A 24,896-nucleotide genomic window follows, 5' to 3' on the forward strand; every position below is an offset into this window, starting at 1 on the left:
CTCTAGTCAATCAGCGGGTTTTAATGTTAATTATAGTGTGAAAATCTTTCCTGGATTCATAATGTTAAGTGGATCAAGCGCTGCTTTTATGCTTTTCATGACGACTAAAGAGGTACCATGCTCAGTGGCTTGGTATTTCATTTTGCCAATGCCAACACCATGCTCGCCCGTACATGTGCCACCTCGAAGTAATGCATATTGCACAATTTGTTCATTGAAGCGATCCGCTTTTGCCTGCTCCTCGGCGTCATTTGGATTTAACATTAAAAGTGCATGGAAATTTCCATCGCCCACGTGGCCCACAAGCCCACCTGCGAGTCCAACATGATCAAGCTGTTCTCGTGCATATAAAATGGTTTCAGCAAGCACAGAGATTGGTACACAGACATCCGTTGACATGAGCTTCTTACCAGGATAAGCATGAATATATGCATAGGCTAAAGAATGTCGTGCTTCCCAAAGCTTATTACGAGCAGCATTATCTTGCTCGAATTCGACGGATAGACAGCTGTAGTCCTCAAAAATTTCTGTAGCAAATGCGATGTCCGCATGCATACCCGCTTCGTTTCCGTGGAATTCTAAAAACAATGTTGGTTTTTCGCTAAAGGATGTATCGTTATAGACATTGGCCTGCTTCATAGAGGATTCATCGACCAATTCCACTCGACCAATTGAAATACCAGCCTGTAATAAGGCGGTAACAGCACTAACAGCATCTCCAACTGTGTCAAAAACAGCTCGCCCCGCTGTCACAAATTCAGGTATACCATACACTTTTAACGTTAACTCCGTAAAGCAGCCAAGTGTTCCTTCAGAGCCGACAAATAGACCATTTAAATGGTAACCAGAAGAGGATTTCGCGGCTAAATTACCTGTATGGATGACAGAGCCATCTGCAAGGACAACCTCTAAATCACGAACCTGATCACGCATAACACCGTAACGCACAGCAGTCGTACCACTAGCATTCGTCGCAGCCATGCCACCTAGTGTTGCATCTGCACCTGGATCCACTGTGAATTGTAGACCGTGTTTTTTTAACTCCTTATTCAGTTGAGAGCGAGTGACGCCAGGCTGAACTTTTACAAGAAGGTCGTCAGGTCGAACTTCTAAAATCTTATTCATTTCAGAGAAATCAATAGAAATACCATTTGCAATAGGAATCGCGTTTCCTTCTAAGCTGGAGCCAACACCGAATGGTACAACTGGTACACGTTGTGCATGTGCAATTTTTAAGATGGCACTGACATCAGCTGTGGAACGGGGAAAGACAACGATATCAGGTAATCTCATCATATGATGAGATTCATCCTTTCCATGTAGCTGTCGTACCGTTTCGTTTGTTGACACTTGTTCTTCTAATAAAACCTGTTTGAGTTGATTGACAAGTAATTCTACTGCAACAGTCATTCCAATCCCTCCAAAATTTTCTGATAAGTAAAACTTTATCACGCATTTATTGGAAATGGAATGCACAGTTCATTAAAAATCAGTTAGCAAATACTTTTTCTAGTTTTTGAACAAATTCATCTTGTTCTGATGGACTGGATTGCTTCCACCATTTTTCAAAAAACACCCCAAGCCCTGGTAGTAAATGCTCTTCTCCGCGATTAATAGCATCTTCCACAATGTCTTTGAATTCTGCGGCAGATTGACCATGTACATTCGCTGTAATTGCATCTCTTATTTGAAAATTCATCTATATCGCCTCCTTAGTAGTAATTTGTCCAACTATCGTTTAAATATGTATGAAATACCAAAGAAAATAGATAATTTTTGCAATAACTTTGGAGGAATTATGACTAAATATGCCAGGCATTTTATTCTTTCTGCGCGCTGAAATGTTGAAAATGGGMATTAGCTCTCAAGCAACATGACAGTCTAAGATTGTGTTACCTAGGAATATTGAACTGTGCACAGTTGACAGGAAGAGTGGTATGTCTATTCGCAACAATCACAAGCTTTCATTAACACAATCTTTTGAAGAAATTTTAGAGGCTGTGCAACCAATGATTACAGCCATTTTTACGCAGCTTCATATTTACAAGGATTTTGATTACTATCGTCATATTGCTTCTATTGCGGTATGGAGGGCATGGCTAAAAGCAGATCCAGCAAAGGGACAATTTTCTGCTTATCTTTATTCTTCGATAAAAGGTGAGATTCTAAATGAATTATCAAAGGAAAAAAACTATTCAGAGCGAATAACGGTTGTTGATGGTGAAATACTCAATTTTATTCTTAGTAATATGGAGGGATGGGACAATCAAAAAAATCCTAGCTTACTTGAAATTAAGTTGTCTCAGCTTAAGCAAATAGAAAGAGAAATATTACTACTTTATTATGTAGAAGGTTACAGTGATCAAGAAATAGCTAATGCATTAGGCTTATCCGCTGTTGCTATTAAAAAAAGAAGAGGTAGAATCATCCAGAGATTGAAACATCAACTTTTCAAGGTGGAATAAAGAACTAAAAATATCAAAAGTATGCTAATATTGAAATAAAATGAATATTAGCATACTTCACATAGGTGCATACAAATTCCGATAAAAGTGTTATGATTTGTAAGAAGTCAAAGAAATATACAATTCAAATTTAAATAATCGATATAGATAGATAAAATTTCCTAGTGAATGTTTATATAGTAGTATGGAGGGTTTGGAGTGGAGAGATGGTTTAATCAGATAGAGAAAAAAGAAATTTGGTATATGGTATTACCCTTATTACTAGTCATACCATTACTGAGCTTTAGCAATCAAATATATGGTGTTTTCCAAGGTAACATGTATCAAGATATAAAATTGGTGATACAAATATTAATCATTGTTTTTACAATGGCAATTGCGATCCAATCCTATTTAGTATTTTCACACTTATTATCCAATCAAACTTTATACATAGGAAACATGTTTTTCATTATTGCCTTATTAGAATTAGTTAGCTTGTTTTTTAGCCAATCTAGAGAATGGAACTTTATGAACGAGCCCCTACATATATTAATACGTTTATACTTAGCCATTGGATTTATACTTATTATTTTAAACCCTAAAAAGCGATTAACCATGCATCATCGGATACTGACATATGGTTGTTCGATGCTTTTCGTTCTAGGAAGCGTTTTTCTGGCTTATTATTCGCCCAAAGTATTGCCTAAAAATTGGTTAGATACGATTGATAATATGGTACACTTAATTGCTATTATTCTTCAAATTTTAACCATTGCTATTGTTAGTACATATGTAAAAAAATTACCGAAGCGTTCCATGTGGCTAATTAGCGCAGCTATTTCCCTTATTGTGAGTGATGTCTTCTTTATTGTTAGTCAAGATCAAAATGCAATATGGGATTTCTCAGCACTGATTTATCAGTTTTTAGCATTCTATTTTTTCCTAAAGGCGATTTACTATACATCTGTGGAAAAACCCTTTCAGCAGCTGTTGAAAATAAAAAAGGATCTTGAACAATCTCAACAGGAGCTTCGATTTCAAGCTTATCATGATGACATTACATTGTTGCCAAATGAGCATTTTTTACTAAAGACGTTAAAAGAAAATTTACATGAACATAAAGCGCAAAAGGCTATCATTGCCATAGAAATTGATCGCTTTGCGGCGATTCGTTCGTCCATTGGGATTAGTAACTCTAATAAAATGATGAAGCTTGTTGCAGAGCGAATTCAATCGATTGTACCTCCACATTATTTTGCAACTAAACTGCGTGAAGGACAATTTGTTATTTATATTGACCATGTAAAGACGATTGAGGAACTACTACAATTTTGCTTAAATCTTAAAAGTGCCATGACAGATCCTTTACAGGTCCAATTATTTTCATTGAATGGCAGTCTAAATATTGGGATTGCTCTCTATGAGGAGCAATGGACTGGTGAAGAGCTATTAATGCATGCACAGTTAGCGATGCGAGAAGCTAGACAAATACCTCAAAGATTTCTTTTTTATAAACCATACATGTCTAAAGGTATTGCAGATCGAATATTGTTAGAGCAAGACTTACATAATGCGTTAGCCAATAATGAATTTTATTTAGACTATCAACCACAGGTCAACTTAAAAACAGGCACCATTGAATCGGTCGAAGCTTTGGTTCGTTGGCGTCATCCAACTCGGGGCTTTGTTCCACCTGATATCTTTATTCCTATTGCTGAAGAATGTGGCCTTATTATCCCACTAGGTAAATGGATTTTAGAAACCGCATGCACTCAAGCGAAAATATGGGAGAAACAAGGCTTACCTCCGATGAAAGTGGCAGTGAATTTATCACTTGGCCAGTTATTTCAACAGGATTTAGTAGAAATGGTACAAGATATTTTACATCGTACCAATTTAGATCCGTCATTTTTACAATTAGAAATTACAGAAAGTATGACGATGAATATTGATCAAATGACACAGCTATTACATGAGTTAAAGGCATTAGGCATCCAAATTGCTGTAGATGATTTTGGAACAGGTTATTCCTCTCTATCTTATTTAAAGGAATTCCCAATTGATTGTTTAAAAATTGACCGAACATTTGTGAGAAACGTGCCACATAATCCAAATGATGAAGCACTTGTTTCCATGATTATTTCGATGGCTAAACATTTACGTCTAAAGGTTGTGGCAGAGGGCATTGAAGAAGTGGAGCAATTATCTTTTCTAATAGATGGTGGCTGTGATTATATTCAGGGCTATCTATTCAGTAAGCCAATATCCCCACAGCAAATTACGGAAACCTATAAAGATTTACATCATCGTGTGGAGGAAGTATTAACACAACTTCAATATATTGAAGATTATAGTATTTAAAAAAAGAACCTGCTTATTGCTATTGAGTAAGCAGGTTCTTGCTGTTTAGTGAACGAGATATTCTTCTTTTAATTCGGATATAGCTACTTCAGATCGCTCTTCTAAAGAACGGCGTAGGTGAACTGTCGCTGTTTTTTCATCATCGTGGAGCTGATCAATCCAGATGGAAACACCATTATAGCTCACTTCAAATTCTAAAGGTGAGGCGACAATTTCTTGTGCACGTTGAAAATCCAACTGAAGCCCCCCTTATTTTTTCTGCTTATTCTTATTTTGCGTGACTGTGTTAATTAGCTCCATAAACTCTTGAGAAAATTCCTCACTCACCTTGTTTGGTGCAATCTTTTGGTTTTTTGGCGTTTGAGGTAATGAGCCTTTATTATTGCTTTGACCTTGTTTATTGTCTCTTCCCATGTGAGTTGCTCCTTTCCTGTTGATATAAATTAATATGGCTTTGAAATGAACTTTTTATCCCGTCAGCACAGATCGCACTTCACAAGGAAAAATTCGCATAGCTCTTTGTTTATTGCGAACAATAATGAGTATTAAGAYTKTWTAWYAKAMAMATTWKMSKYTWMYRAMRMYNAMTTTTGAGGAAAAGGGAATCCTAATGCCCAATAACTAATGCCACGTAAGTTGTAATGTTTAGTCATGTCAAATTTGGCTTGTGCACTTCTCGCATCTTCAAACCATACCTCGTGCTGCCTTCCTTGCTCATCAACATATCGATAAAAAGGAGATTGRGCCGTTGGATCATATTGGATTGTTGCCCCGTACTTGATGGCCCTATTGAGCGCTTCCTGCGGGCTAAACGTTTCGGCTTCTTGGCCTTTGACATGAGGTAGGAGCCAATCACGCGCATACAACTCAAAACCCAATAAGATTTTATCAGCTGGTATTTCAGTTAAAGCATACTCCACGACTCTTCGCATCTCATTAATCGGGGAAATAGCTTGTGGAGGGCCAAAACGATAGCCCCATTCATATGTCATTAATACAACAAAATCTGCTATTCTCCCATGTGCTTCGTAATCATGCGCTTCATATAATGTCCCAGTTTGTGAAGCACTTGTTTTAGGTGCGAGCGCTGTTGAAACTAAATAACCTTTTGGATGAAGGGTATCCACAGCCAATTGAATAAAGGCATTGAAATTTTCGCGATCAGCAGGTAAAACATTTTCAAAATCAATATTTAATACTTGATAACCTTTATCTTGCATCACCTGTAATACATTATTCATGACCTTTTTACTTAACTCTGGACTGGACAAGACGACATGTGCTAAATTAGAGCCTTCTTCTGTAGAAGTAAAATTAGTGAGCGTTAACATAGGGATAATATGTTTAGCCTTTGCTGCCGCTATCATATTTTCATCATTAATGGGCTGTAATGTCCCATCTTCCTTCATCTTATAAGCAAAAGGACTAAAATAAGTTAGTAGATGACCAATAGCATTAATGGAGTCTACAGCTTCATCTGAAGGTTGGTAGGAATAAGCATTGACTTCAATCGTTGGTAATTTTCTTGGAATCATCAATTGTGAACCAACATAAAGCATATTGGGATTGTTTAGTTTATTTTCTATAGTAATGGCTTGAACGGTCGTACCATAGCGCTGTGCTATTTGCCATAAAGTTTCTCCTGGCTGCACGATATGAACAATGGGTGGAATAATTAATTTCGTTCCTGGTGTTAATTGATCGGGATTCGTTAGATGATTTTCTAATATGATAGATTGCAAGGAAACGCTAAATTTCTGTGCGATTGACCATAACGTATCTCCTTTTTGAACGGTATAAATTGTATAAGGAGAAGGGATAACCAGTGATTGTCCGATGGCTAATTGATCAGGAGTAGCTAATGCATTTAATTGGCTAATAGATTGAACGGGTACGGCATAACGATTAGCGATTTGCCACAGTGTTTCGCCAGCACTTACCACATGGATAAGCATAGAACACCTCCAACACGTTGTTGTTATTAGTGCATCATATGTTTCAAGTGTGGAAAAGAGTATTTTAGTGTGATTCTAGAAAAAAGCTGAAATTTCAAATTCTTTCTCAATAAGTTGCATAGGATAAGTATCATTGTGAGAAAGGGGCTTGATGTTGAAAAAGGCGAAGCTCACAGGAAGAATCGTCACGCCTGAAGATTCGGATTATGAACAAGCGAGAACGAATAATAATTTAAATAATCCCAAATATCCGAGTGTCATTGTGTTTTGTCAAAAAACGAAAGATGTGGTTAATGCATTAAAATGGGCTAGAGAAAACAATGAGCCTTTCAGAATTCGAAGCGGTCGTCATAGCTATGAAAATTTTTCTTTAGTAAATAAAGGGCTTGTCATTGATGTAAGTGATATGAATGATATTTCGGTAAATCTCTCAGAAATGACGGCTAGGATTGATGCTGGAGCTAATATGGGAAACGTATACCGTACATTATGGGAGCATGGTGTTACCATTCCTGCTGGTACAGAAAGTAGTGTTGGGGTGGTCGGTTTGACCCTTGGTGGTGGGATTGGGATGCTATCACGACCATTTGGATTAACTTGTGACAATCTTATTGAAATCGAAACGGTGGTAGCTAGTGAACATGAGGGTGCTCAGGTAATCAGAGCGAATAAGCAACAACATCATGATTTGTTTTGGGCAAGTCGTGGTGGAGGAGGAGGCAATTTTGGTATAGTCACTTCTTTGACATTCAAGCTTCATGCGATTAATGAGGTATCACTGTTCTCTATTACATGGGGATGGGATGACTTTGAAGTGGCCTTTGATGCATGGCAAAAATGGGCTCCCTATACAGATAAGCGTCTAACCTCACAGATTGAGCTAAAAACAAAGGAAGTAGGTGAGATAGTCGCACAAGGTGAGTTTATAGGAACAGCAGCTGAATTAAAGAAATTGCTTCGCCCTCTTAGAAAAACAGGCTTGCCAACAAGTATTTGGATAAAGGAAGTGCCATATAGCAAGGCAATAGAATTTTTTGATTTACCAAGCGGTAATCAGCCTGCCTATCGAAAAAGATCAGGGTCATTTTTGGAGAGACCGTTTCCATATAAGGCGATTCAGAGGATGAAAGAATTTTTAGCCCATGCACCTAATTCAAATACAACAATATGGCAACAGTCTTTAAGAGGAGCAGTAGGTGAAATTGCTCCCCAGCATACAGCCTATTACTATCGCAATGCGATAATAGCTCAAGAATATAATACTTCCTGGAAAAAACCGAAAGAGGAAGAACAAAATATTAAGTGGGTAGAAAATTTACGTCAAGCTTTATCACCTTATACGTCTGGTGATTATGTGAATTTTCCAGATCGATATATTAAGGACTGGCATACAGCCTATTACGGACGTAATTTTAGAAGGCTTCGTGAAGTGAAAACAAAATATGATCCGTATAATGTATTTCAATTTCAGCAGAGTATCCCACCTATTAGGAAGTGGTTGTAGCTGGAGAATGGAGCAGGTGAAGCGGCACTCCTGCTCCTTTTTGATTTTCACGTTTTAGCTTGATAAATACTGTTTAAGGGGTCACAATAAAACTATTACATATATTTCTAAAAGGATTGATTGGAATGGAAAATATTATTGTTCGTAATAATGTAACAATACTCGGACAAGGGGACCAACCGCTTATTTTTGCACATGGATTTGGCTGTGATCAAAATATGTGGCGTTTCATTACGCCTGCATTTATGGACAAATATAAGATTATATTATTCGATTATGTAGGCTCAGGTAACTCAGATATAAATGCCTATTCATCAGAGAAATATCAATCGTTACAGGGCTATGTACAAGATTTATTGGACATTATTGAAACGCTATCATTACAAAATAGTATTTTTGTAGGGCATTCCATTAGTGCCATGATAGGACTGCTCGCATCTATCCAGCACCCTGACTATTTTAAGAAATTGATTATGATTGGTCCTTCTCCCTGTTATTTAAATGATGATGGTTATCGAGGGGGATTTGAGCGAAGTGATATAGCAAAGTTACTAGACATGATGGAAATGAACTTTACAGGTTGGGCTAGCTATATGGCACCTATTGCAATGAGTAATCCTGAACAGCCAGCATTAACACAGGAATTGAAGCAAACCTTTATAGCAGCAGACCCTATCATTGCAAAGGAATTTGCTGAGGTCACATTTTTATCTGATCATCGAAGTGAATTACCAAAGGTCTCTGTTCCTTCGTTAATTATCCAATGCTCGGAAGATAGTATTGTGCCAAGTAGTGTTGGAGATTATTTGCATCAGCATCTCAAAAATAGCACGTTACAATTAATGGAAGCAAAAGGTCATTATCCACATATTAGTCACCCAAATGAAACGATACAATGTATTGCAGATTTTTTGTAGGGAAAAATGAAAGGATTTTCAACAATGGAAAAACGACTCAACAATGCACCATGTGGATTTCTTTCCATCACACATGAAGGGCTTATTTCAGAAATCAATCGAACCCTGCTAGATTGGATCGGCTATGAGCAAGAGGAATTATTACATATGCATCTAGAAATTCTTCTATCTACGCCCAATAAGATGATTTTTCACTCTTATTTTTATCCTATGATTAATCTAGAGGGGCAAGTAGAGGAATTATTCATTCATCTTAAACAGAAGGACGGAATGTCGGTTCCGTTTTTAATGAATGCCAAATTATACAAAGAGGATTTGGTAGAGCGCATTGATTGTATTTTAGTAAAGATGAAAAAGCGCATAGATTATGAACAAGAATTACGATCAGCCAAAAAACTACTTGAGGCTGCCTATCAAGAAAAGGATCGTGCATTAGCTAATTTGGAGCAAATTCATGTTGAAATAGAACATCAGCAGGCGAAATTATTGGAAATGAATGCTGCTTTAGTAGAATTATCAATGACTGATAAACTGACCGGCTTGAAAAACAGGAGATTTTTCCAGGAACAACTCGAAAAACATTTTAATCATTTTCATGAGACAGCAGAAACTTTTTCGTTATGCATTTTAGATATCGATCATTTCAAAAAGGTCAATGATACATATGGTCATCAAGTTGGAGACGATGTCCTCGTACAATTGGCACAACTATTACAAATACAAGTACGTCTAGAAGATATCGTCGCTCGTTATGGTGGGGAGGAGTTTATTATCATCCTACCTGAGACCGAGATACCTGCGGCAAAAGAAATCGGCGAAAAAATTAGACACACCGTGGAGCAGGATGGTTGGCCAACAGGCAGTCTTATGATCAGTATGGGAATTGCCACAGTAACTTCAGAAGATACAGAGACGACATTGATAAAAAAAGCAGATAAAGCACTGTATGGATCGAAAGAGCACGGACGAAACAAAGTCACTCATTTTCATGAGATAAAGTGACTAGCCTTTACAATTCCGCCATTAATTTTTGAATAGAAGGAAGATCTGCTGGAGCAAATGGAAGGTCAAGCAATTGGTTGCGGGGAACCCATCTTGCTTCAGCATGTTCTAGAATTTGGGGTGTGCCTTTAATAATTGAAGCTTTGTATGTTTCTAAATGAACGAAAAATTGTTCGTATTCATGGAGTGTTACAGCCACTTGTTTACCTACTTGAATCGTACAGTTAAATTCCTCAAGAATTTCTCGAGAAAGTGCCTGTTTTGGTGTTTCACCCTGCTCTATTTTACCGCCAGGGAATTCCCAATAATTTGCTAATACCATTTGGGGGTTTCTTAAAGCACAGAAAATTTCTTGTTGCTCATTTTCAATTATAGCCCCTACTACATGTATTGTTTTTTTCATTTATATACCTCACTTTGTGTCTTCGTTAGATATGTATGATTATAGCATGTTTAAGTTGTACGCCACTTGCCACCACAGGAAAATAACAGTTTTCTTACTTAGTTATGAAATTTGCTATTTCGTAGGGTATAATAGTGGTCAATATATAGGAAAAAGGCGGTAAGAGGTAGCGATGAAGAGAATTGAATCTACGCAAAATGCATTAGTGAAATATTGGAAAAAGTTAGCGACAACAAGAAAAGAGCGTGAACGTTCGGGTGAATTCCTAGTAGAGGGCTTTCATCTTGTTGAAGAAGCATTAAAAAATAAAAACCAAGTATTACAAATTATAGTGCGTGAAGGTATCGATTTGCCAATGTTATGGCCAATCGATGATATAGCTATTGTAGAGGTATCGACTGCGGTAGCGAAGGAATTTGCGGAGACAGAAACTTCCCAAGGTGTTTTTGCTGTATGTAAACAGCCCGTCTTAGAGGATAATGTGATGACTACTTGGCGAAAAGTGTTATTAATTGATGCTGTCCAAGATCCTGGTAACATTGGAACAATGATTCGTACAGCAGATGCTGCAGGTTTAGATGCTGTAATTTTAGGAAAAGGCTGTGCCGATCTTTATAACCCTAAAACACTACGTGCTGCTCAAGGTTCGCATTTCCATATTCCGGTAGTGCGTGGAGATTTAGCAGAATGGATAGATAAATTACAGGATCAAGGTGTACCAGTATTTGGTACTGCATTAGATGAGGAAGCGGTGCCGTATAGTGATATTCAGCATACGGGTGCATTTGCGATTATTATGGGGAATGAAGGAAGTGGCATTCAGCCTCAGTTATTAGCGATGACAGATCAAAATATGATCATTCCTCTTTTTGGACAGGCCGAATCATTAAACGTCGCAGTAGCAACAGGTATTGTTTTATATGGCTTTGCCAAATAATTAATTGCTCATTGTGGGATTGAGGCAGTTGTCTCTTGATTTGCTACAGTCCATTATTGTATAATTTATTCTAAAATGTATGTTTAAATAATAAATGCTTTGACCGGGAAGTAGTAAAGATTGTGAATGGACGACAGGGAGCGTAGGCCAGAGATTGAGAGCCAACGCCGTATCAATGCAGTTTTGAATTCAGCCCGCGAGCAGCTACCGGGACCAGTGTACTGCTGTAAAGGTAAGCCGGCTTTATCAAGTCGTTATGTCAATGAAGTGATTGTAAGGCTTTGCTTTGCAATAACTAGGGTGGTACCGCGAAAATGTCCTCGTCCCTTTTTAGGGGCGAGTTTTTTTATGCCTAAAAAGCAGGCATTTATTTTCTGAGGAGGTTTTAACATGGAAGAGCAATTAAAACAATTAGAGCAAGAAGCACTTGCTAAAATTGAAGCAGCTGCAAATTTAAAAGAATTGAATGAAGTACGTGTTGCGTATTTAGGAAAAAAAGGACCTATCACTGATTTACTAAAAGGGATGGGCAAATTATCAGCTGAAGAACGTCCGAAAATGGGTGCTTTAGTGAATAATGTTCGTGAAAATGTAACGGCAGTATTAGAAACAAAGATTACCGTGTTGGAAGAGGCAGCCATTGCTGAAAAATTAGCGAGTGAGTCGATTGATGTCACTTTACCAGGTCGTGAAATTAAAGTGGGGAACCGTCACCCTTTAACACGTGTCATTGAAGAAATTGAAGATTTATTTATTGGAATGGGCTATGAAATTGCTGAAGGTCCAGAAGTGGAGAAGGATTACTATAACTTTGAAGCACTAAATTTACCAAAAGGTCATCCAGCTCGTGATATGCAAGATTCGTTCTATATTTCCGAGGAAATATTATTACGTACCCATACTTCACCAGTACAGGCTCGTACGATGGAAGCCAAAAAAGGTGAATCGATTCGCATAATTTGTCCTGGTAAAGTATTCCGACGTGATAATGATGATGCAACACATTCACATCAGTTTATGCAAATTGAAGGTTTAGTCATTGGCGAAAATATTCGCATGAGTGACCTAAAAGGAACATTAGATACGTTAGCGAAAAAAATGTTTGGTGCGGACCGCGAAATTCGAMTACGTCCGAGCTTCTTCCCATTTACTGAGCCATCAGTAGAGATGGATATCTCTTGTTTCAAATGTGGTGGAGCAGGCTGTAACGTATGTAAGGGCACTGGCTGGATTGAGATTCTAGGAGCAGGTATGGTGCATCCAAACGTATTAGAAATGGCTGGCTATGATCCAAAGAAAGTTTCTGGATTTGCATTTGGTATTGGTGCAGAACGTATTGCGATGTTGAAATATGGTGTTGACGATATTCGTCATTTCTATACAAGTGACACTCGCTTCTTATCACAATTCGAGCGAACAGAAGCGTAAGGGGGATAAAACATGTTAGTATCATTAGAATGGTTAAAAGATTATATCAATACGCAGGACTTAGCACCTGAGCTATTAGCAGAAAAAATTACACGCTCTGGGATCGAAGTAGATGCAGTAATTGATCGTGCTAATGCTATGGATAAAGTTGTAGTTGGTTATGTAGTTTCTAAGGAGAAACATCCAGAGGCTGATAAGTTAAATATTTGCCAAGTTGACGTTGGCGAAGCAGAGCCCCAACAAATAATTTGTGGTGCACCGAATGTTGATGCTGGTCAGAAAGTCATTGTTGCTCGTCCAGGTGCACATTTACCAGGTGGCATTAAAAKCAAAAAAGCAAAACTTCGCGGTCATGAATCGAACGGAATGATTTGTTCCTTACAAGAGCTTGGAATCGAAGGAAAGCTTGTTCCTAAGGCGTATTCAGAAGGTATCTTTGTCCTACCAGCAGATGCAGAAGTAGGCACAGATGCACTGGCTATATTGGGCCTACGTGATACAGTGTTGGAGTTAGGACTAACACCAAACCKCTMAGATGCTCTTTCAATGCTAGGTGTAGCATATGAAGTAGGTGCBATTCTTTCAGAGGAAATTAAATATCCAGAAATTTCCTATCAAACTGCTAGTGAAAAAGCACAGGATTACCTGAAGCTTCATGTAGAAGATTTACAAGCAAATCCTATGTATGTAGYAAAAGTTGTGAAAAACGTAARAATCGGTGAATCACCAATGTGGCKACAAAATCGTCTAATGGCTGCGGGAGTACGTCCACACAATAATGTCGTAGATGTAACGAACTATGTATTAATGGAATATGGTCAACCTYTKCATGCTTTTGACTATGATAGCCTAGCAACGGGTGAAATCGTTGTTCGTAAAGCAACAGAAGGTGAAAAAATTACAACATTAGATGACCAAGAACGTACATTAAAAGCTTCAGATTTAGTCATTACAAATGGCAAAGAGMCAGTAGCCATTGCTGGTGTAATGGGTGGTGCTAATTCAGAGKTAACAGATTCAACAACGACTGTTGTCATTGAATCAGCCBATTTTGATGGTTTAACAGTGCGTCAAACGTCTCGTCATCTTGGCCTACGTTCAGATGCATCGGCTCGTTTCGAAAAAGGGGTAGACCCAAATCGKGTCTTACCAGCTGCTGAACGTGCTGCTGCTCTACTTGCTGAATTAGCAGGAGGCGAAGTATTAGAAGGTACATGTTTAGTAGATGAGTTAGATAAAACACCAGCGCGAGTAGTCGTTTCCCCAGATTTTATTAATGAACGTTTAGGTATGAAGATTGCATTAGAAGATATGCTTTCTATTTTAGAGCGTTTAAAATTTGGTGTAGAGGCAGCAAATGGTTTATTAATTATTGATGCACCAACACGTCGCCAAGATATTAAAATTGAAGAGGATATCGTGGAGGAAATTGCTCGTCTTTATGGTTATGATGAAATTCCAATGACATTACCAGAGGGTGCAACACAAGTAGGTAATTTATCACCTTACCAAGCAAATCGACGTGTTGTTCGTCATTACATGGAAGGGGCTGGCCTGTATCAAGCGGTAACTTATTCGTTAACGTCGGATGCATTGTCACAACGTTTTGCTTTGAAAGCAGAGCCGGTAACTCGCTTGCTTATGCCAWTGASTGAGGAGCGTYCTACATTACGTCAAAGCCNTATTCCACATTTAAYCGAAGCKGCKGCTTATAATTBTRVRCGTCAAGCTGAAGGCGTGGCTTTATATGAAATTGGCTCCGTGTTCCTTGGTCAATCAGATGAGGGGCAACCATATGAGGAAGAGCATGTGGCAGCAGTACTAACTGGCAAATGGCTAGACCATGCTTGGCAAGGTGAGAAAAAAGCTGTAGATTTCTTTGTGCTAAAAGGTATCATCGAAGGTGTCATTGGCAAACTTGGCTTAGCAAATCGCATGACATTTGTGAAATCACAAGTGGATGGCTTACATCCAGGTCGTACGGCTAGCATTTTATTGGATGGCAAGCAAGTCGGCATCATTGGTGGACTTCACCCAGCAGAGCAAAAAGCATGGGGTGTAAAAGACACGTATGTAATGGAAATGAATTTAGTGGCGCTATTAAGTGCAACGGCACAAGAAGCACCACTTGCCTATACACCAGTACCTCGTTTMCCAGCTATGTCTCGCGATATCGCTCTTATAATGGACCGTACAACAACAGCGGGCGAAGTAATGGAAGCTATTGATGCAGCGGGTGTGAAACTATTAAAAGATATCCGCGTATTCGATGTTTACGAAGGGGAGAAAATGGAAGCAGGTAAAAAATCGGTTGCCTTCTCACTCACATACTTTGATCCAGAACGTACTTTAACAGACGAAGAAGTAGTGGCCGCACATAACAAAGTGTTAAAAGCCATTGCTACGATTGCAGGCACAGAAGTACGCTAATATATGAAAAAAGACTGTCTTACGAGGCAGTCTTTTTTTGTTTGAGAATGGTGAAGATGATGATCCAAAAGGTGAAGAATGAATGATCCAAAAAATGAGGAAAGCGCTCAAAAAGGTTCCTAATGCGTCTCACGCTCATCAGGAACCCCAAAAAAGCTTTTTTAAGCAACCAATAGTATGATTTACTTCATCTTCCGTGCTTTATCAGTGTTGGCGAAATGCCATTTTGTGATGGAGCGTAGAAATTCTTCGCCCTGATTACGCCAGATTCGGGCTGCTTGCACATCTACCTTGTTAGAGGCGCCCTTCATTAATGTAAGCCCTGTAATGTCACTCAAACGGTCCATTTCCTTTAAAAAGGCAGCACGAGCTAAAATAGATGCTGTAGCCACAGCTACATGTAATTGTTCTGCTTTAGTAGAAAAGTAGACATTCTCTTGTACAAGTTCACGTTCATTTTTTAAATAATTGTAATAGACACCACGTTCAGCAAACTGGTCGATTAAGATAAATTCAGGTTTTTCAGGTGCCATTTTTGATAGTGTGTTTTGTAGTGCCTTGTTATGCATCATGGCTTTCATTTTACCTTGGGAATAGCCTTTCGCTTGTAAGTTGTTATATTTCTCGTTGCGTAAGACGAGAACACTATGGACACAGGCTGCACGCAAATCAGGTGCAATTTTCCTCATATAGTCATCTGTTAGCATTTTTGAATCTTTTACGCCAAGCTCATTCATGAGTTCGATTTTGGAAGTAGGTACATATACTGCTGCTACAGTGATTGGACCAAAATAATCACCTGTGCCTGTTTCGTCTGAGCCTAAGACAGACATGGTTGCGAAATTGTTAGGCAGTACATCCCCTTTTGCCCCGATAGTGGAGAGTGGAGTAGCAGTTTTTTCAACAGTTCCCCAACGTGCTGCCTCACGTTCAGCACCGCCCCCCTGAAACATTAATTTGCCTGATTTATACATAGTTATGGCTGTATCTGGTAGTTTTGCCGCAAAAATGACTCCCGGAGCCTTTCGTTCTATAAAGTGCGATGCATAGTAAGCCATCACCTCTTTTTGAATATTTGTTGAAATGGAAAGAACAATATTTGCCATTTAATCGTTCCTTTCTGTCCTCGTTGTTCACAATTTTATACCTTTCATGGTATGATAATAAATAGCTTTTTTGTGTGATGGTGCTCACAAGCCTCTAAAATCGTGTGTGCATCGAATTTATAGGAGGGTGCGACTATGGAAAAACAAGAAAAGAATAAAATTTCTGTTGAAATATATGGTCATACATATAAAATGGTCGGCTCTGAATCCATTGGCCATATGYGACWTGTTGCTTCGATTGTTGATGACCGTATGCGCGAGATGAACGTACATAATCCCTCACTTGATAGCACAAAACTTGCTGTTCTGACAGCAGTAAATACAGTTCATGATTATTTACTATTAAAAGAACGAATGGAGCAATTAGAAGAAGAATTGAAAAAGTTAAAGGGTTGAAGAGAATGTTAGATTTAATCATATTAGTGGTACTGTTAGCTGGTATAGGCGTCGGTGCAAAACGAGGTTTTATTGTACAGATGATGCATATTGTCAGCTTTGTAGTAGCCCTAATTGTTGCGTATATTTATTATAAGCCATTAGCACAAAAATTTGTATTTTGGGTTCCGTATCCAGGTGTCACTGACACAGGTAGCCTTGGCGTTGTCATTGATAGTCTAGATTTAGACCGCACCTTTTATCGGGTAATTGCCTTTGCTGTTATTTTCTTTGCAGTAAAAATAACGTTGCAAATCGTGGCATCGATATTTGACTTTATCGCGTATTTGCCGGTGCTAAATACAGTGAATCGTTGGCTTGGGGCGTTACTTGGCATGATTGAAAACTATTTAATTATGTTTATTTTGCTATATGTGTGCGCCTTATTACCAGTAGATGCCATACAAAATTTAATGTCGAAGTCATTGTTAAGTGGTCTTATGTTGGAGCATACACCAATTATTACAAAGATGTTCCAAAACTGGTGGTATATTTATATGCAATAGTAACTGTGCACTTCTCTCTGTCTTGAGGGAAGTGTTTTTACGATAGGAGGAATTACCAATGAATAAAAAAACAATTATTCGCACACTCGAAAAAATTGCTTTATATATGGAACTACAGGGAGAAAATCCATTCAAGGTATCAGCCTTTCGAAAGGCTGCGGCAGCACTAGAGGGGGACGAGCGTTCATTAAGCGAAATGGATGATGTAACAAAACTCAAAGGTATTGGCAAGGGTACTGCTGCTGTAATAGAGGACTTAATGTTAACTGGTGAATCGAGTTTGTTAAAGGAGTTAGAAGAAATTGTACCTAAAGGGTTACTGCCATTGCTAAAATTACCTGGCTTGGGAGGAAAAAAAATTGCGAAACTACACCAAGAGCTTGGTATTGACTCTGCAGAAAGCTTGAAGGCAGCTTGTGAGGCAGGAAAAGTACGTGAATTAGCTGGATTTGCTGTAAAAACTGAGGAGAAGATTTTAAAGGAGCTAGCCAATTTAGCAAATCGTTCAGAACGACTACCAATTTGGCAGCTTGAGCCTGTGGTTTTACAAATTGAGGCGCTTCTAGGTAGTATGAAGGAAGTAGACCGGTTTTCAGTTGCTGGGAGTTTCCGTCGAGCGTTAGAAACTAGCAAAGATATTGATTTTATTGTTGTGACAGAAGCAGTTGAGGAAGTACGCGAAAACTTGTTAAATAGCTTGGCCATTCAAGAAGTCGTGGCGGCAGGGGATACAAAAATTTCGGTGATTTTAGACTTAGATGAACCAGTTAGCGTTGATTTCCGTTTAGTGAAAGATAATGAATATGCGACTGCGTTGCATCATTTCACAGGTTCAAAAGATCATAATGTTCGTATGCGGCAAATTGCCAAAGCCCGTGGTGAAAAAATAAGTGAATATGGTGTGGAACAGGAAGATGGTACCGTTTTGACGTTCCAAGACGAGGCAGCATTTTTCGCTCATTTTGATCTACCTTGGATTCCACCGAGCTTACGGACAGGAACAGCAGAATTTGACAAAACAAACATAATTCAAAACTTAGTTCGACTAGAGGATATTAAAGCTGATTTGCATATGCATACAACATGGTCAGATGGTGCATACTCTGTTGCAGAAATGGGCGAGGCGTTACTAGCACGGGGCTATCAATATAGCGTTATTACAGACCATTCGCAATTCCTAAAAGTAGCAAATGGATTAACACCGGAGCGTTTAGAAAAGCAACGTGTAGAAATTGAGGCATTTAATGCAACACATCCAGATTTTCATTTGTTTAAAGGGACGGAGATGGATATTTTACCAGACGGCTCCCTTGATTTCGAAGATCAGGTGTTAAAAGAGCTCGATTTTGTTATTGCTTCCATTCATTCTAGTTTTACACAATCACAAGATAAAATTATGGCACGTTTACTAACAGCTATGCAAAATCCCTATGTTCATATGATTGCCCATCCGACTGGTCGAATTATTGAAGATCGCGATGGTTATAATCCTGATATGAAACAGTTAATTGCCTGGGCAAAGGAATATGGTAAAATTTTAGAGTTAAATGCAAATCCGTATCGTCTCGATTTATGTGTAGAACATTTAGAAATGGCATGCGCTGCAGGTGTGCCAGTAGCCATCAACACAGATGCGCATGATATTGCACATTTACGTTTTATGGATATTGGGGTTCGCTATGCAAATAGAGCATGGTTACCGAAAGATATGATTGTGAATACATGGACGCGTGAACAGTTTGAAGCGTTCATACAACGAAATAAATAGGCTGAGGAGGTGTTCTCAGTGATTGCAGAACGCGCATTGAAAACACTAGAATACGATAAAGTTAGGCAACAAGTGGCTTCCTATTGTACTTCCTCCATTGCTTGATCCGCCATTGAGCAGCTTGTGCCACAAACACATTTTGATAACGTAGTACACTTACTAGAGGAAATGTATGAGGGACTTTCCATTTTGCTTGTGCAGGGCAATGTTCCAATGGCAGGAATTTATGAGTTCCGTCCCTCTGCCAGACGTGCTCAAATAGGAGGCATGTTAGCAGCAGTAGAACTAATGGAAATTTCGAGCACGATTCGAGCAAGCCGAATTCTACGTAATTTTATTGAAGATTTAGAAGCCGATGAAGTGATTGATATTCCCCATTTCATCTCGAAAAAGGAAGCAATGCCTGTCCTAACAGGATTGCAACATGAAATTAATAACTGTATTGACGACAATGGAGCTGTCTTAGATTCTGCTAGTCAAACATTGCGCTCTATTCGCCAATCTTTGCGTGCTGAAGAAGGGAAAGTCCGCTCTAAGCTGGAAAGTTTAATTCGGGGAAGTAATGCAGCGAAAATGCTTTCTGATACACTTGTGACAATTCGTAATGATCGCTTTGTTATTCCCGTAAAGCAGGAATATCGTCACCACTATGGTGGGATTGTCCATGACCAATCTTCTTCTGGTCAAACCTTATTTATTGAGCCAGATTCTGTTGTCCAAGCAAACAATGAAATTCATCGCTTGAAAATGAAAGAGCAGGCAGAAATTGAACGTATTTTACTAGCATTAAGTGCAATGGTGCAAGAAGTAGCATCAGATTTATTTAACTTAGTGAAGGTATTAGGCGATATCGATGTCATTTTAGCAAAGGGCAAATATGGCCAAGCCAATAAATGTACAATGCCTAAAATGAATCAGGATGGCTATATCCGACTAATACGTGCACGTCATCCACTACTACCAATAGAATCAGCTATTCCAAATGATATTGAATTTGGTAAAGACATTACAGCTATTGTCATTACAGGTCCTAATACAGGTGGTAAAACGGTGACATTAAAAACGGTTGGTCTGTGTACATTAATGGCACAAGCTGGATTACCTGTGCCAGCATTAGATGGCTCAGAACTTGCTGTATTTGAGCAATTATTTGCCGATATTGGTGATGAGCAATCAATTGAGCAGTCACTTTCTACGTTCTCGTCCCATATGGTTAATATTGTTGACATCCTACAAAAATTTGATCACGAATCACTTGTTCTTTTTGATGAGTTAGGGGCAGGTACTGACCCACAGGAAGGGGCAGCCTTAGCCATCTCAATCTTAGACGAAGTACATGGGCGCGGTGCTCGTGTAATGGCTACAACTCACTATCCTGAGCTAAAAGCTTATGGCTATAATCGACCAGGTGTAGCCAATGCCAGTGTAGAATTTGATATTGAAACTTTGAGCCCGACCTACCGTCTACTTATCGGTGTACCTGGGCGCTCAAATGCATTTGAAATTTCCAGTCGTCTTGGTTTACCTGAATCCATTATTGATCGTGCTAAAGGCTTTACTGGAACCGATCGACATGAGGTTGAATCGATGATTGCCTCATTGGAAGAAACACGTCGCCAATCTGAAGATGATGCAGAGCGTTCGCATGCATTGCTATTAGAATCAGAAACATTACGTAAAGAGCTTCAAGATAAATTGCAAGCCTATGAGGAGCGTAAAGAGGCGCTTGATAAGAAGGCAAAGGAAAAGGCGCGTAAAATTGTTGATGAAGCAAAACGTGAAGCAGAAGCGATTATTGCAGAGCTTCGAGAAATGCGTAARAATGCTGATCAAGTTGTMAAGGAGCATGAATTGATTGAAGCACGTAAACKCTTGGAAGAAGMAAMAMCAMKWGAAGACAATAAAGTGCTAAAAAAGGCGGSACAAGTMAAAGCTCGTGCACAAAACTTAGTTGTCGGAGACGAGGTAAAGGTGTTAAGCTATGGTCAACGAGGTACTTTGTTAGAAAAGGTGTCGAATACCGAATGGGTTGTCCAAATGGGGATTTTAAAAATGAAAATCTCAGATAGTGATTTGGAATATATTAAACCTGAAAAAGAGCCTGTATTACGAACAGCTGGTGTGAAAAATCGAAATAGTCATGTGAAACTAGAATTAGATTTACGTGGTGAACGCTATGAGGATGCAATCGTAAGAACAGAGAAATATATTGATGATGCATTACTCTCTAATTATGGTCGTGTGTCCATTATTCATGGAGTTGGTACAGGGGCTTTACGTCAAGGTATTCAAAGCTATTTGAAAAAGCATAAGCGCGTAAAATCCTTCCGTTTTGGTGAAGCCGGTGAAGGGGGCTTAGGCGTCACAATTGTTGAATTGAAATAAGCTATAAAGGGGACGGAGAAAAATGCTGAATTCTGGCTTTTGGCGATATCCAATTATCGAAACGGCAGGATATTTTAGTGTTGTAGTATTATGTTTAGTCGTCTCGATGGCATTGTTCGAAGTCGTTACGAAATATAAAAATTGGGAAGAAATTAAAAAAGGTAATGTCGCTGTGGCTCTTGCAACAGGTGGAAAAATACTAGGGATTTGTAATATCTTCCGCTTTTCCATTGCACGTCATAGTACATTAAGTGAAATGATCGGTTGGGGCCTTTTTGGCTTTACATTATTGATTGTAGCGTATTTTTTATTTGAATTTATGACACCTCGTTTTAACGTTGATCAAGAGATTGCCAATGATAATCGCTCAGTTGGTTTCATTTCCTTTACCATTTCAGTTGGTCTTTCGTTTGTAATTGGGGCAAGTATTGCATAGGAGTGTCATGACATGGAAAAATTAGCAAAAGTACTAATCGTTGTCTGTATTGCATTTTTGGCAGTAGGTGTCTACTATATGTTAACGATTTAAATAAAAAACGCATTCTCTTTATGAGGATGCGTTTTTTGTTAATTGTACATAGCATAAATTTCTACTACAACCTATTAAYTTTCTTTCATATAACTCTATTAAAGGGTAGAAAAATTATTTTTATAATATAGGAATATGCTCATTATTTTTTTATGGAGTGACTCAAGAATGAACGAGCATTCATAAGGTGTATTCAAATAAATACYGATAAATACCAATCATATTAMTGTTGTTAATTGCATAATAATTAMTCGAAAATGCATTTATWTTCTATTTTCTGTTTGAAACTGTATTTCTTTTTCATTATAMTAAATATAAGAATTGACAAAGTTTGGGACAAAGGGGAGARKACGTATGACAGCAAAACCATGGCTAGCAAATTATCCTGAAGAAGTACCATCGTCTTTAACGTTTGAGGAAATTCCAGTGCAAGAGTTTTTGACACGTGCCTATAAAAAGAATCCAWCCAAAGTAGCGATTCATTTTATGGGAAAGGATTTGACGTACACCGAGCTATATGAGTCAGCTTTAAGGTTCGCAAACTATTTACAAGCACTAGGTGTGGAAAAGGGAGATCGAGTAGCAATTATGCTGCCTAACACGCCACAAAGTGTAATCGCTTACTATGGTGCCATGTATGCAGGTGCTGTTGTAGTACAAACAAATCCACTTTATACTGAACGTGAGCTTCAATATCAAATGGCTKATTCAGGAGCAAAGGTTATTCTCGTAATGGATATTTTATATCCGAGAGTCATGAAAATTATGAAAGAGACAGCTCTTGAAAATGTCATTGTGACAGCTATTAAAGATTATTTACCATTCCCAAAAAATTTAGTCTATCCATTTATTCAAAAAAAGCAGTATGGCTTTAGTGTCAAGGTTGAACATAGCGGCCAAAATCATCTGTTTTCAGAAATTATGCGTTCAGCACCAATTAAGATAATTGACAATATGCCATTTGATTTTGAAGAAGACCTAGCACTCCTTCAATATACGGGAGGGACAACAGGTTTTCCAAAAGGCGTTATGCTGACCCATAAAAATTTAATTGCCAATACGACAATGTGTGATGCTTGGATGTATAAATGTGTTCATGGTGAAGAAACCATTATGGGCATTCTACCATTCTTCCACGTCTATGGCATGACAACTGTTATGCTTTTATCTGTATTTACTCAAAATAGAATGGTGCTTTTACCGAAGTTTGATGCTGAAACGGCATTAAAGACGATTGATAAACAAAAACCAACACTGTTCCCCGGCGCACCAACCTTATACATCGGCCTTTTAAATCACCCAGACATTGCGAATTATGATTTATCATCCATTAAGGCATGCCTAAGTGGCTCTGCTTCATTGCCGATTGAAGTGCAAGAGAAGTTTGAGGCAGTGACTGGTGGAAAGCTAGTAGAAGGATATGGGTTAACAGAAACCTCACCTGTAACACATGCTACGCCAATTTGGGGGAAGCGGGTGATTGGCTCGATTGGTTTACCTTGGCCAAATACAGAAGCGGTTATTTTACGTACAGGTGATACAGAAGAGCTACCTATTGGTGAAGTTGGTGAAATTGCTGTTAAAGGACCACAAGTAATGAAGGGCTACTGGAACCGTCCAGAGGATACAGCTGCGACATTTGCTGACGGTTGGTTTTTAACAGGTGATCTTGGTTATATGGATGAGCAAGGCTTCTTCTATGTAGTAGATCGTAAAAAAGATTTAATAATAGCAGGCGGCTTTAATATTTATCCACGTGAAGTAGAAGAAGTGTTATATGAACGTGAAGAGATCCAAGAGTGCGTAGTAGCAGGCATACCTGATCCGTATCGTGGTGAAACAGTTAAAGCTTATATTGTATTAAAAGAAGGATATTCGATTACTGAGGACGAATTAAATAAATATTGCCGTCAGCATCTAGCAGCTTTTAAAGTTCCGCGTTATTATGAATTTAGAGAAGAGCTGCCAAAAACAGCTGTAGGAAAAATTTTGCGTCGTACGTTAGTTGAAGAAGAAAAAACAAAATTAGCGAATAAAGAAGCGAAATAAATACGTGTGAAAGTATTGACAAGCAATGCTGTAAAATATAATATGAAAATATGAATGAATGACCATTCATATTTTCATATTTTTTTAGGTTTACACGTCATATCGACGTGCGCATGTTTTTTAGGTGGTGATATAAAAGTGAAACGAGATAAGCCAAAATATAAACAAATTATTGATGCAGCTGTCATCGTTATTGCGGAAAATGGGTATCACCAAGCGCAAGTATCGAAAATCGCCAAACAGGCAGGGGTGGCCGATGGAACAATCTATTTATATTTTAAAAATAAAGAAGATATATTAATTTCTGTCTTTAATGAAAAAATGGCTGTTTTTGTAGAGTCATTACAAGATATAATAGAAAAGGGGAGTACGTCTAAAGACAAACTTTCAAGAATGATTGAAAATCATTTTAATGTTCTAGCGACAGATCGATACCTAGCAACTGTCACACAATTAGAGCTTCGCCAGTCAAACAAAGACTTACGATTAAAAATTAATTCCGTATTGCGCGAGTATTTACAGCTACTTGATCAAATTTTAATCGAGGGTATGCTTACAGGTGAGTTCAATCAGACGATGGATGTACGCTTGGCTCGACAAATGGTTTTTGGAACAATTGATGAAACTATTACGTCGTGGGTTATGAATGACTATCGATATGATTTGATGGAACAGGTTCCAAAGGTTCAGGCATTAATCCTGAACGGCATTAAAGCTTAAAAGGATGTGGAGAA

General features: G+C 38.4%; 20 protein-coding genes and 2 pseudogenes. 15 read left to right on the forward strand and 7 right to left on the reverse strand.

Going from position 1 to position 24,896, the window contains the following annotated elements; genetic code table 11:
* Nucleotides 1-30: 30 nt before the first annotated feature.
* Nucleotides 31-1,410: an FAD-binding oxidoreductase gene (locus ACHZEU_RS20085; RefSeq protein ID WP_259948432.1), complete on the reverse strand. Its 1,380-nt coding sequence runs from the start codon at nucleotides 1,408-1,410 to the stop codon at nucleotides 31-33.
* Nucleotides 1,411-1,489: 79 nt separating this feature from the next.
* Nucleotides 1,490-1,699 (reverse strand): small acid-soluble spore protein SspI, encoded by a 210-nt coding sequence (sspI, locus tag ACHZEU_RS20090; protein ID WP_004226361.1) that lies wholly within the window; start codon nucleotides 1,697-1,699, stop codon nucleotides 1,490-1,492.
* A 238-nt stretch (nucleotides 1,700-1,937) separates the two neighbouring features.
* Between sspI and ACHZEU_RS20095 the strand changes: the two genes are divergently transcribed.
* Complete coding sequence (locus ACHZEU_RS20095; RefSeq protein ID WP_259948431.1) at nucleotides 1,938-2,465, forward strand: RNA polymerase sigma factor; 528 nt, start codon at nucleotides 1,938-1,940, stop codon at nucleotides 2,463-2,465.
* Between the two features lie 198 nt (nucleotides 2,466-2,663).
* Nucleotides 2,664-4,808, forward strand: coding sequence for an EAL domain-containing protein (locus ACHZEU_RS20100; RefSeq protein ID WP_333879484.1), 2,145 nt, complete (start codon nucleotides 2,664-2,666; stop codon nucleotides 4,806-4,808).
* Nucleotides 4,809-4,853: 45 nt separating this feature from the next.
* Here the strand turns inward: ACHZEU_RS20100 and ACHZEU_RS20105 are convergent, their stop codons facing one another.
* The 3 genes and pseudogenes from ACHZEU_RS20105 to ACHZEU_RS20115 form a co-directional block, all read right to left on the reverse strand.
* Complete coding sequence (locus ACHZEU_RS20105; protein WP_004226369.1) at nucleotides 4,854-5,045, reverse strand: H-type small acid-soluble spore protein; 192 nt, start codon at nucleotides 5,043-5,045, stop codon at nucleotides 4,854-4,856.
* Between the two features lie 12 nt (nucleotides 5,046-5,057).
* Nucleotides 5,058-5,222 carry a YfhD family protein gene (locus ACHZEU_RS20110; protein WP_004226371.1) on the reverse strand — a complete coding sequence of 55 codons (165 nt, stop codon included), beginning with the start codon at nucleotides 5,220-5,222 and terminating at the stop codon, nucleotides 5,058-5,060.
* A gap of 131 nt (nucleotides 5,223-5,353) precedes the next feature.
* A pseudogene (locus ACHZEU_RS20115) lies at nucleotides 5,354-6,763 on the reverse strand (LysM peptidoglycan-binding domain-containing protein).
* A 154-nt stretch (nucleotides 6,764-6,917) separates the two neighbouring features.
* Here ACHZEU_RS20115 and ACHZEU_RS20120 point away from each other — a divergent pair.
* The 3 genes from ACHZEU_RS20120 (at nucleotide 6,918) to ACHZEU_RS20130 (ending at nucleotide 10,186) form a co-directional block, all read left to right on the forward strand.
* Entirely contained in the window at nucleotides 6,918-8,267 is a 1,350-nt protein-coding gene (locus ACHZEU_RS20120; protein WP_054549973.1) for an FAD-binding oxidoreductase, read from the forward strand.
* Nucleotides 8,268-8,392: 125 nt separating this feature from the next.
* The gene (locus tag ACHZEU_RS20125; RefSeq protein ID WP_279495726.1) at nucleotides 8,393-9,184 is read left to right on the forward strand and encodes an alpha/beta hydrolase; all 792 of its coding nucleotides are present in this window, start codon (nucleotides 8,393-8,395) and stop codon (nucleotides 9,182-9,184) included.
* A 24-nt stretch (nucleotides 9,185-9,208) separates the two neighbouring features.
* A complete protein-coding gene (locus ACHZEU_RS20130; RefSeq protein ID WP_279495725.1) occupies nucleotides 9,209-10,186 on the forward strand; it encodes a sensor domain-containing diguanylate cyclase in 978 nt (325 codons plus the stop codon).
* A 7-nt stretch (nucleotides 10,187-10,193) separates the two neighbouring features.
* Here ACHZEU_RS20130 and ACHZEU_RS20135 read toward each other — a convergent pair whose 3' ends face one another.
* Nucleotides 10,194-10,589, reverse strand: coding sequence for a (deoxy)nucleoside triphosphate pyrophosphohydrolase (locus tag ACHZEU_RS20135; RefSeq protein ID WP_048393654.1), 396 nt, complete (start codon nucleotides 10,587-10,589; stop codon nucleotides 10,194-10,196).
* A 172-nt stretch (nucleotides 10,590-10,761) separates the two neighbouring features.
* Here ACHZEU_RS20135 and ACHZEU_RS20140 point away from each other — a divergent pair, with 172 nt between their 5' ends.
* From ACHZEU_RS20140 to pheT, 3 genes are all read left to right on the forward strand, one after another.
* Nucleotides 10,762-11,526, forward strand: a complete 765-nt coding sequence (locus ACHZEU_RS20140) for an RNA methyltransferase (RefSeq protein ID WP_319839464.1) — start codon at nucleotides 10,762-10,764, stop codon at nucleotides 11,524-11,526.
* A gap of 390 nt (nucleotides 11,527-11,916) precedes the next feature.
* The gene (gene pheS / locus ACHZEU_RS20145) at nucleotides 11,917-12,954 is read left to right on the forward strand and encodes a phenylalanine--tRNA ligase subunit alpha (RefSeq protein WP_404803691.1); all 1,038 of its coding nucleotides are present in this window, start codon (nucleotides 11,917-11,919) and stop codon (nucleotides 12,952-12,954) included.
* 12 nt (nucleotides 12,955-12,966) lie between these two features.
* On the forward strand, nucleotides 12,967-15,384 hold the full coding sequence (gene pheT / locus ACHZEU_RS20150) for a phenylalanine--tRNA ligase subunit beta (RefSeq protein ID WP_404803692.1): 2,418 nt from the start codon (nucleotides 12,967-12,969) through the stop codon (nucleotides 15,382-15,384).
* Between the two features lie 182 nt (nucleotides 15,385-15,566).
* Here the strand turns inward: pheT and rnhC are convergent, their stop codons facing one another.
* Nucleotides 15,567-16,490, reverse strand: a complete 924-nt coding sequence (rnhC, locus tag ACHZEU_RS20155) for a ribonuclease HIII (RefSeq protein WP_103118620.1) — start codon at nucleotides 16,488-16,490, stop codon at nucleotides 15,567-15,569.
* A 135-nt stretch (nucleotides 16,491-16,625) separates the two neighbouring features.
* On the opposite strand from rnhC, the gene zapA reads away from it, so the two are divergent.
* The 7 genes and pseudogenes from zapA (at nucleotide 16,626) to ACHZEU_RS20190 (ending at nucleotide 24,882) form a co-directional block, all read left to right on the forward strand.
* Nucleotides 16,626-16,886, forward strand: a complete 261-nt coding sequence (gene zapA / locus ACHZEU_RS20160; protein ID WP_404803693.1) for a cell division protein ZapA — start codon at nucleotides 16,626-16,628, stop codon at nucleotides 16,884-16,886.
* Nucleotides 16,887-16,891: 5 nt separating this feature from the next.
* Nucleotides 16,892-17,431 (forward strand): CvpA family protein, encoded by a 540-nt coding sequence (locus ACHZEU_RS20165; protein ID WP_004226395.1) that lies wholly within the window; start codon nucleotides 16,892-16,894, stop codon nucleotides 17,429-17,431.
* 58 nt (nucleotides 17,432-17,489) lie between these two features.
* Nucleotides 17,490-19,199, forward strand: coding sequence for a DNA polymerase/3'-5' exonuclease PolX (gene polX / locus ACHZEU_RS20170; protein ID WP_305193044.1), 1,710 nt, complete (start codon nucleotides 17,490-17,492; stop codon nucleotides 19,197-19,199).
* Nucleotides 19,200-19,217: 18 nt separating this feature from the next.
* Nucleotides 19,218-21,584, forward strand: a pseudogene (locus ACHZEU_RS20175) (endonuclease MutS2).
* Between the two features lie 22 nt (nucleotides 21,585-21,606).
* Entirely contained in the window at nucleotides 21,607-22,020 is a 414-nt protein-coding gene (locus ACHZEU_RS20180; RefSeq protein ID WP_008179180.1) for a DUF350 domain-containing protein, read from the forward strand.
* A gap of 447 nt (nucleotides 22,021-22,467) precedes the next feature.
* Complete coding sequence (locus tag ACHZEU_RS20185; RefSeq protein WP_404803694.1) at nucleotides 22,468-24,162, forward strand: AMP-binding protein; 1,695 nt, start codon at nucleotides 22,468-22,470, stop codon at nucleotides 24,160-24,162.
* 54 nt (nucleotides 24,163-24,216) lie between these two features.
* Nucleotides 24,217-24,882: a TetR/AcrR family transcriptional regulator gene (locus tag ACHZEU_RS20190; RefSeq protein WP_371824156.1), complete on the forward strand. Its 666-nt coding sequence runs from the start codon at nucleotides 24,217-24,219 to the stop codon at nucleotides 24,880-24,882.
* Nucleotides 24,883-24,896: the final 14 nt, after the last annotated feature.

It is taken from the genome of Lysinibacillus sp. S1 (assembly GCF_044986265.1).
GTDB classification, from domain to species: Bacteria; Bacillota; Bacilli; order Bacillales_A; family Planococcaceae; genus Lysinibacillus; species Lysinibacillus capsici.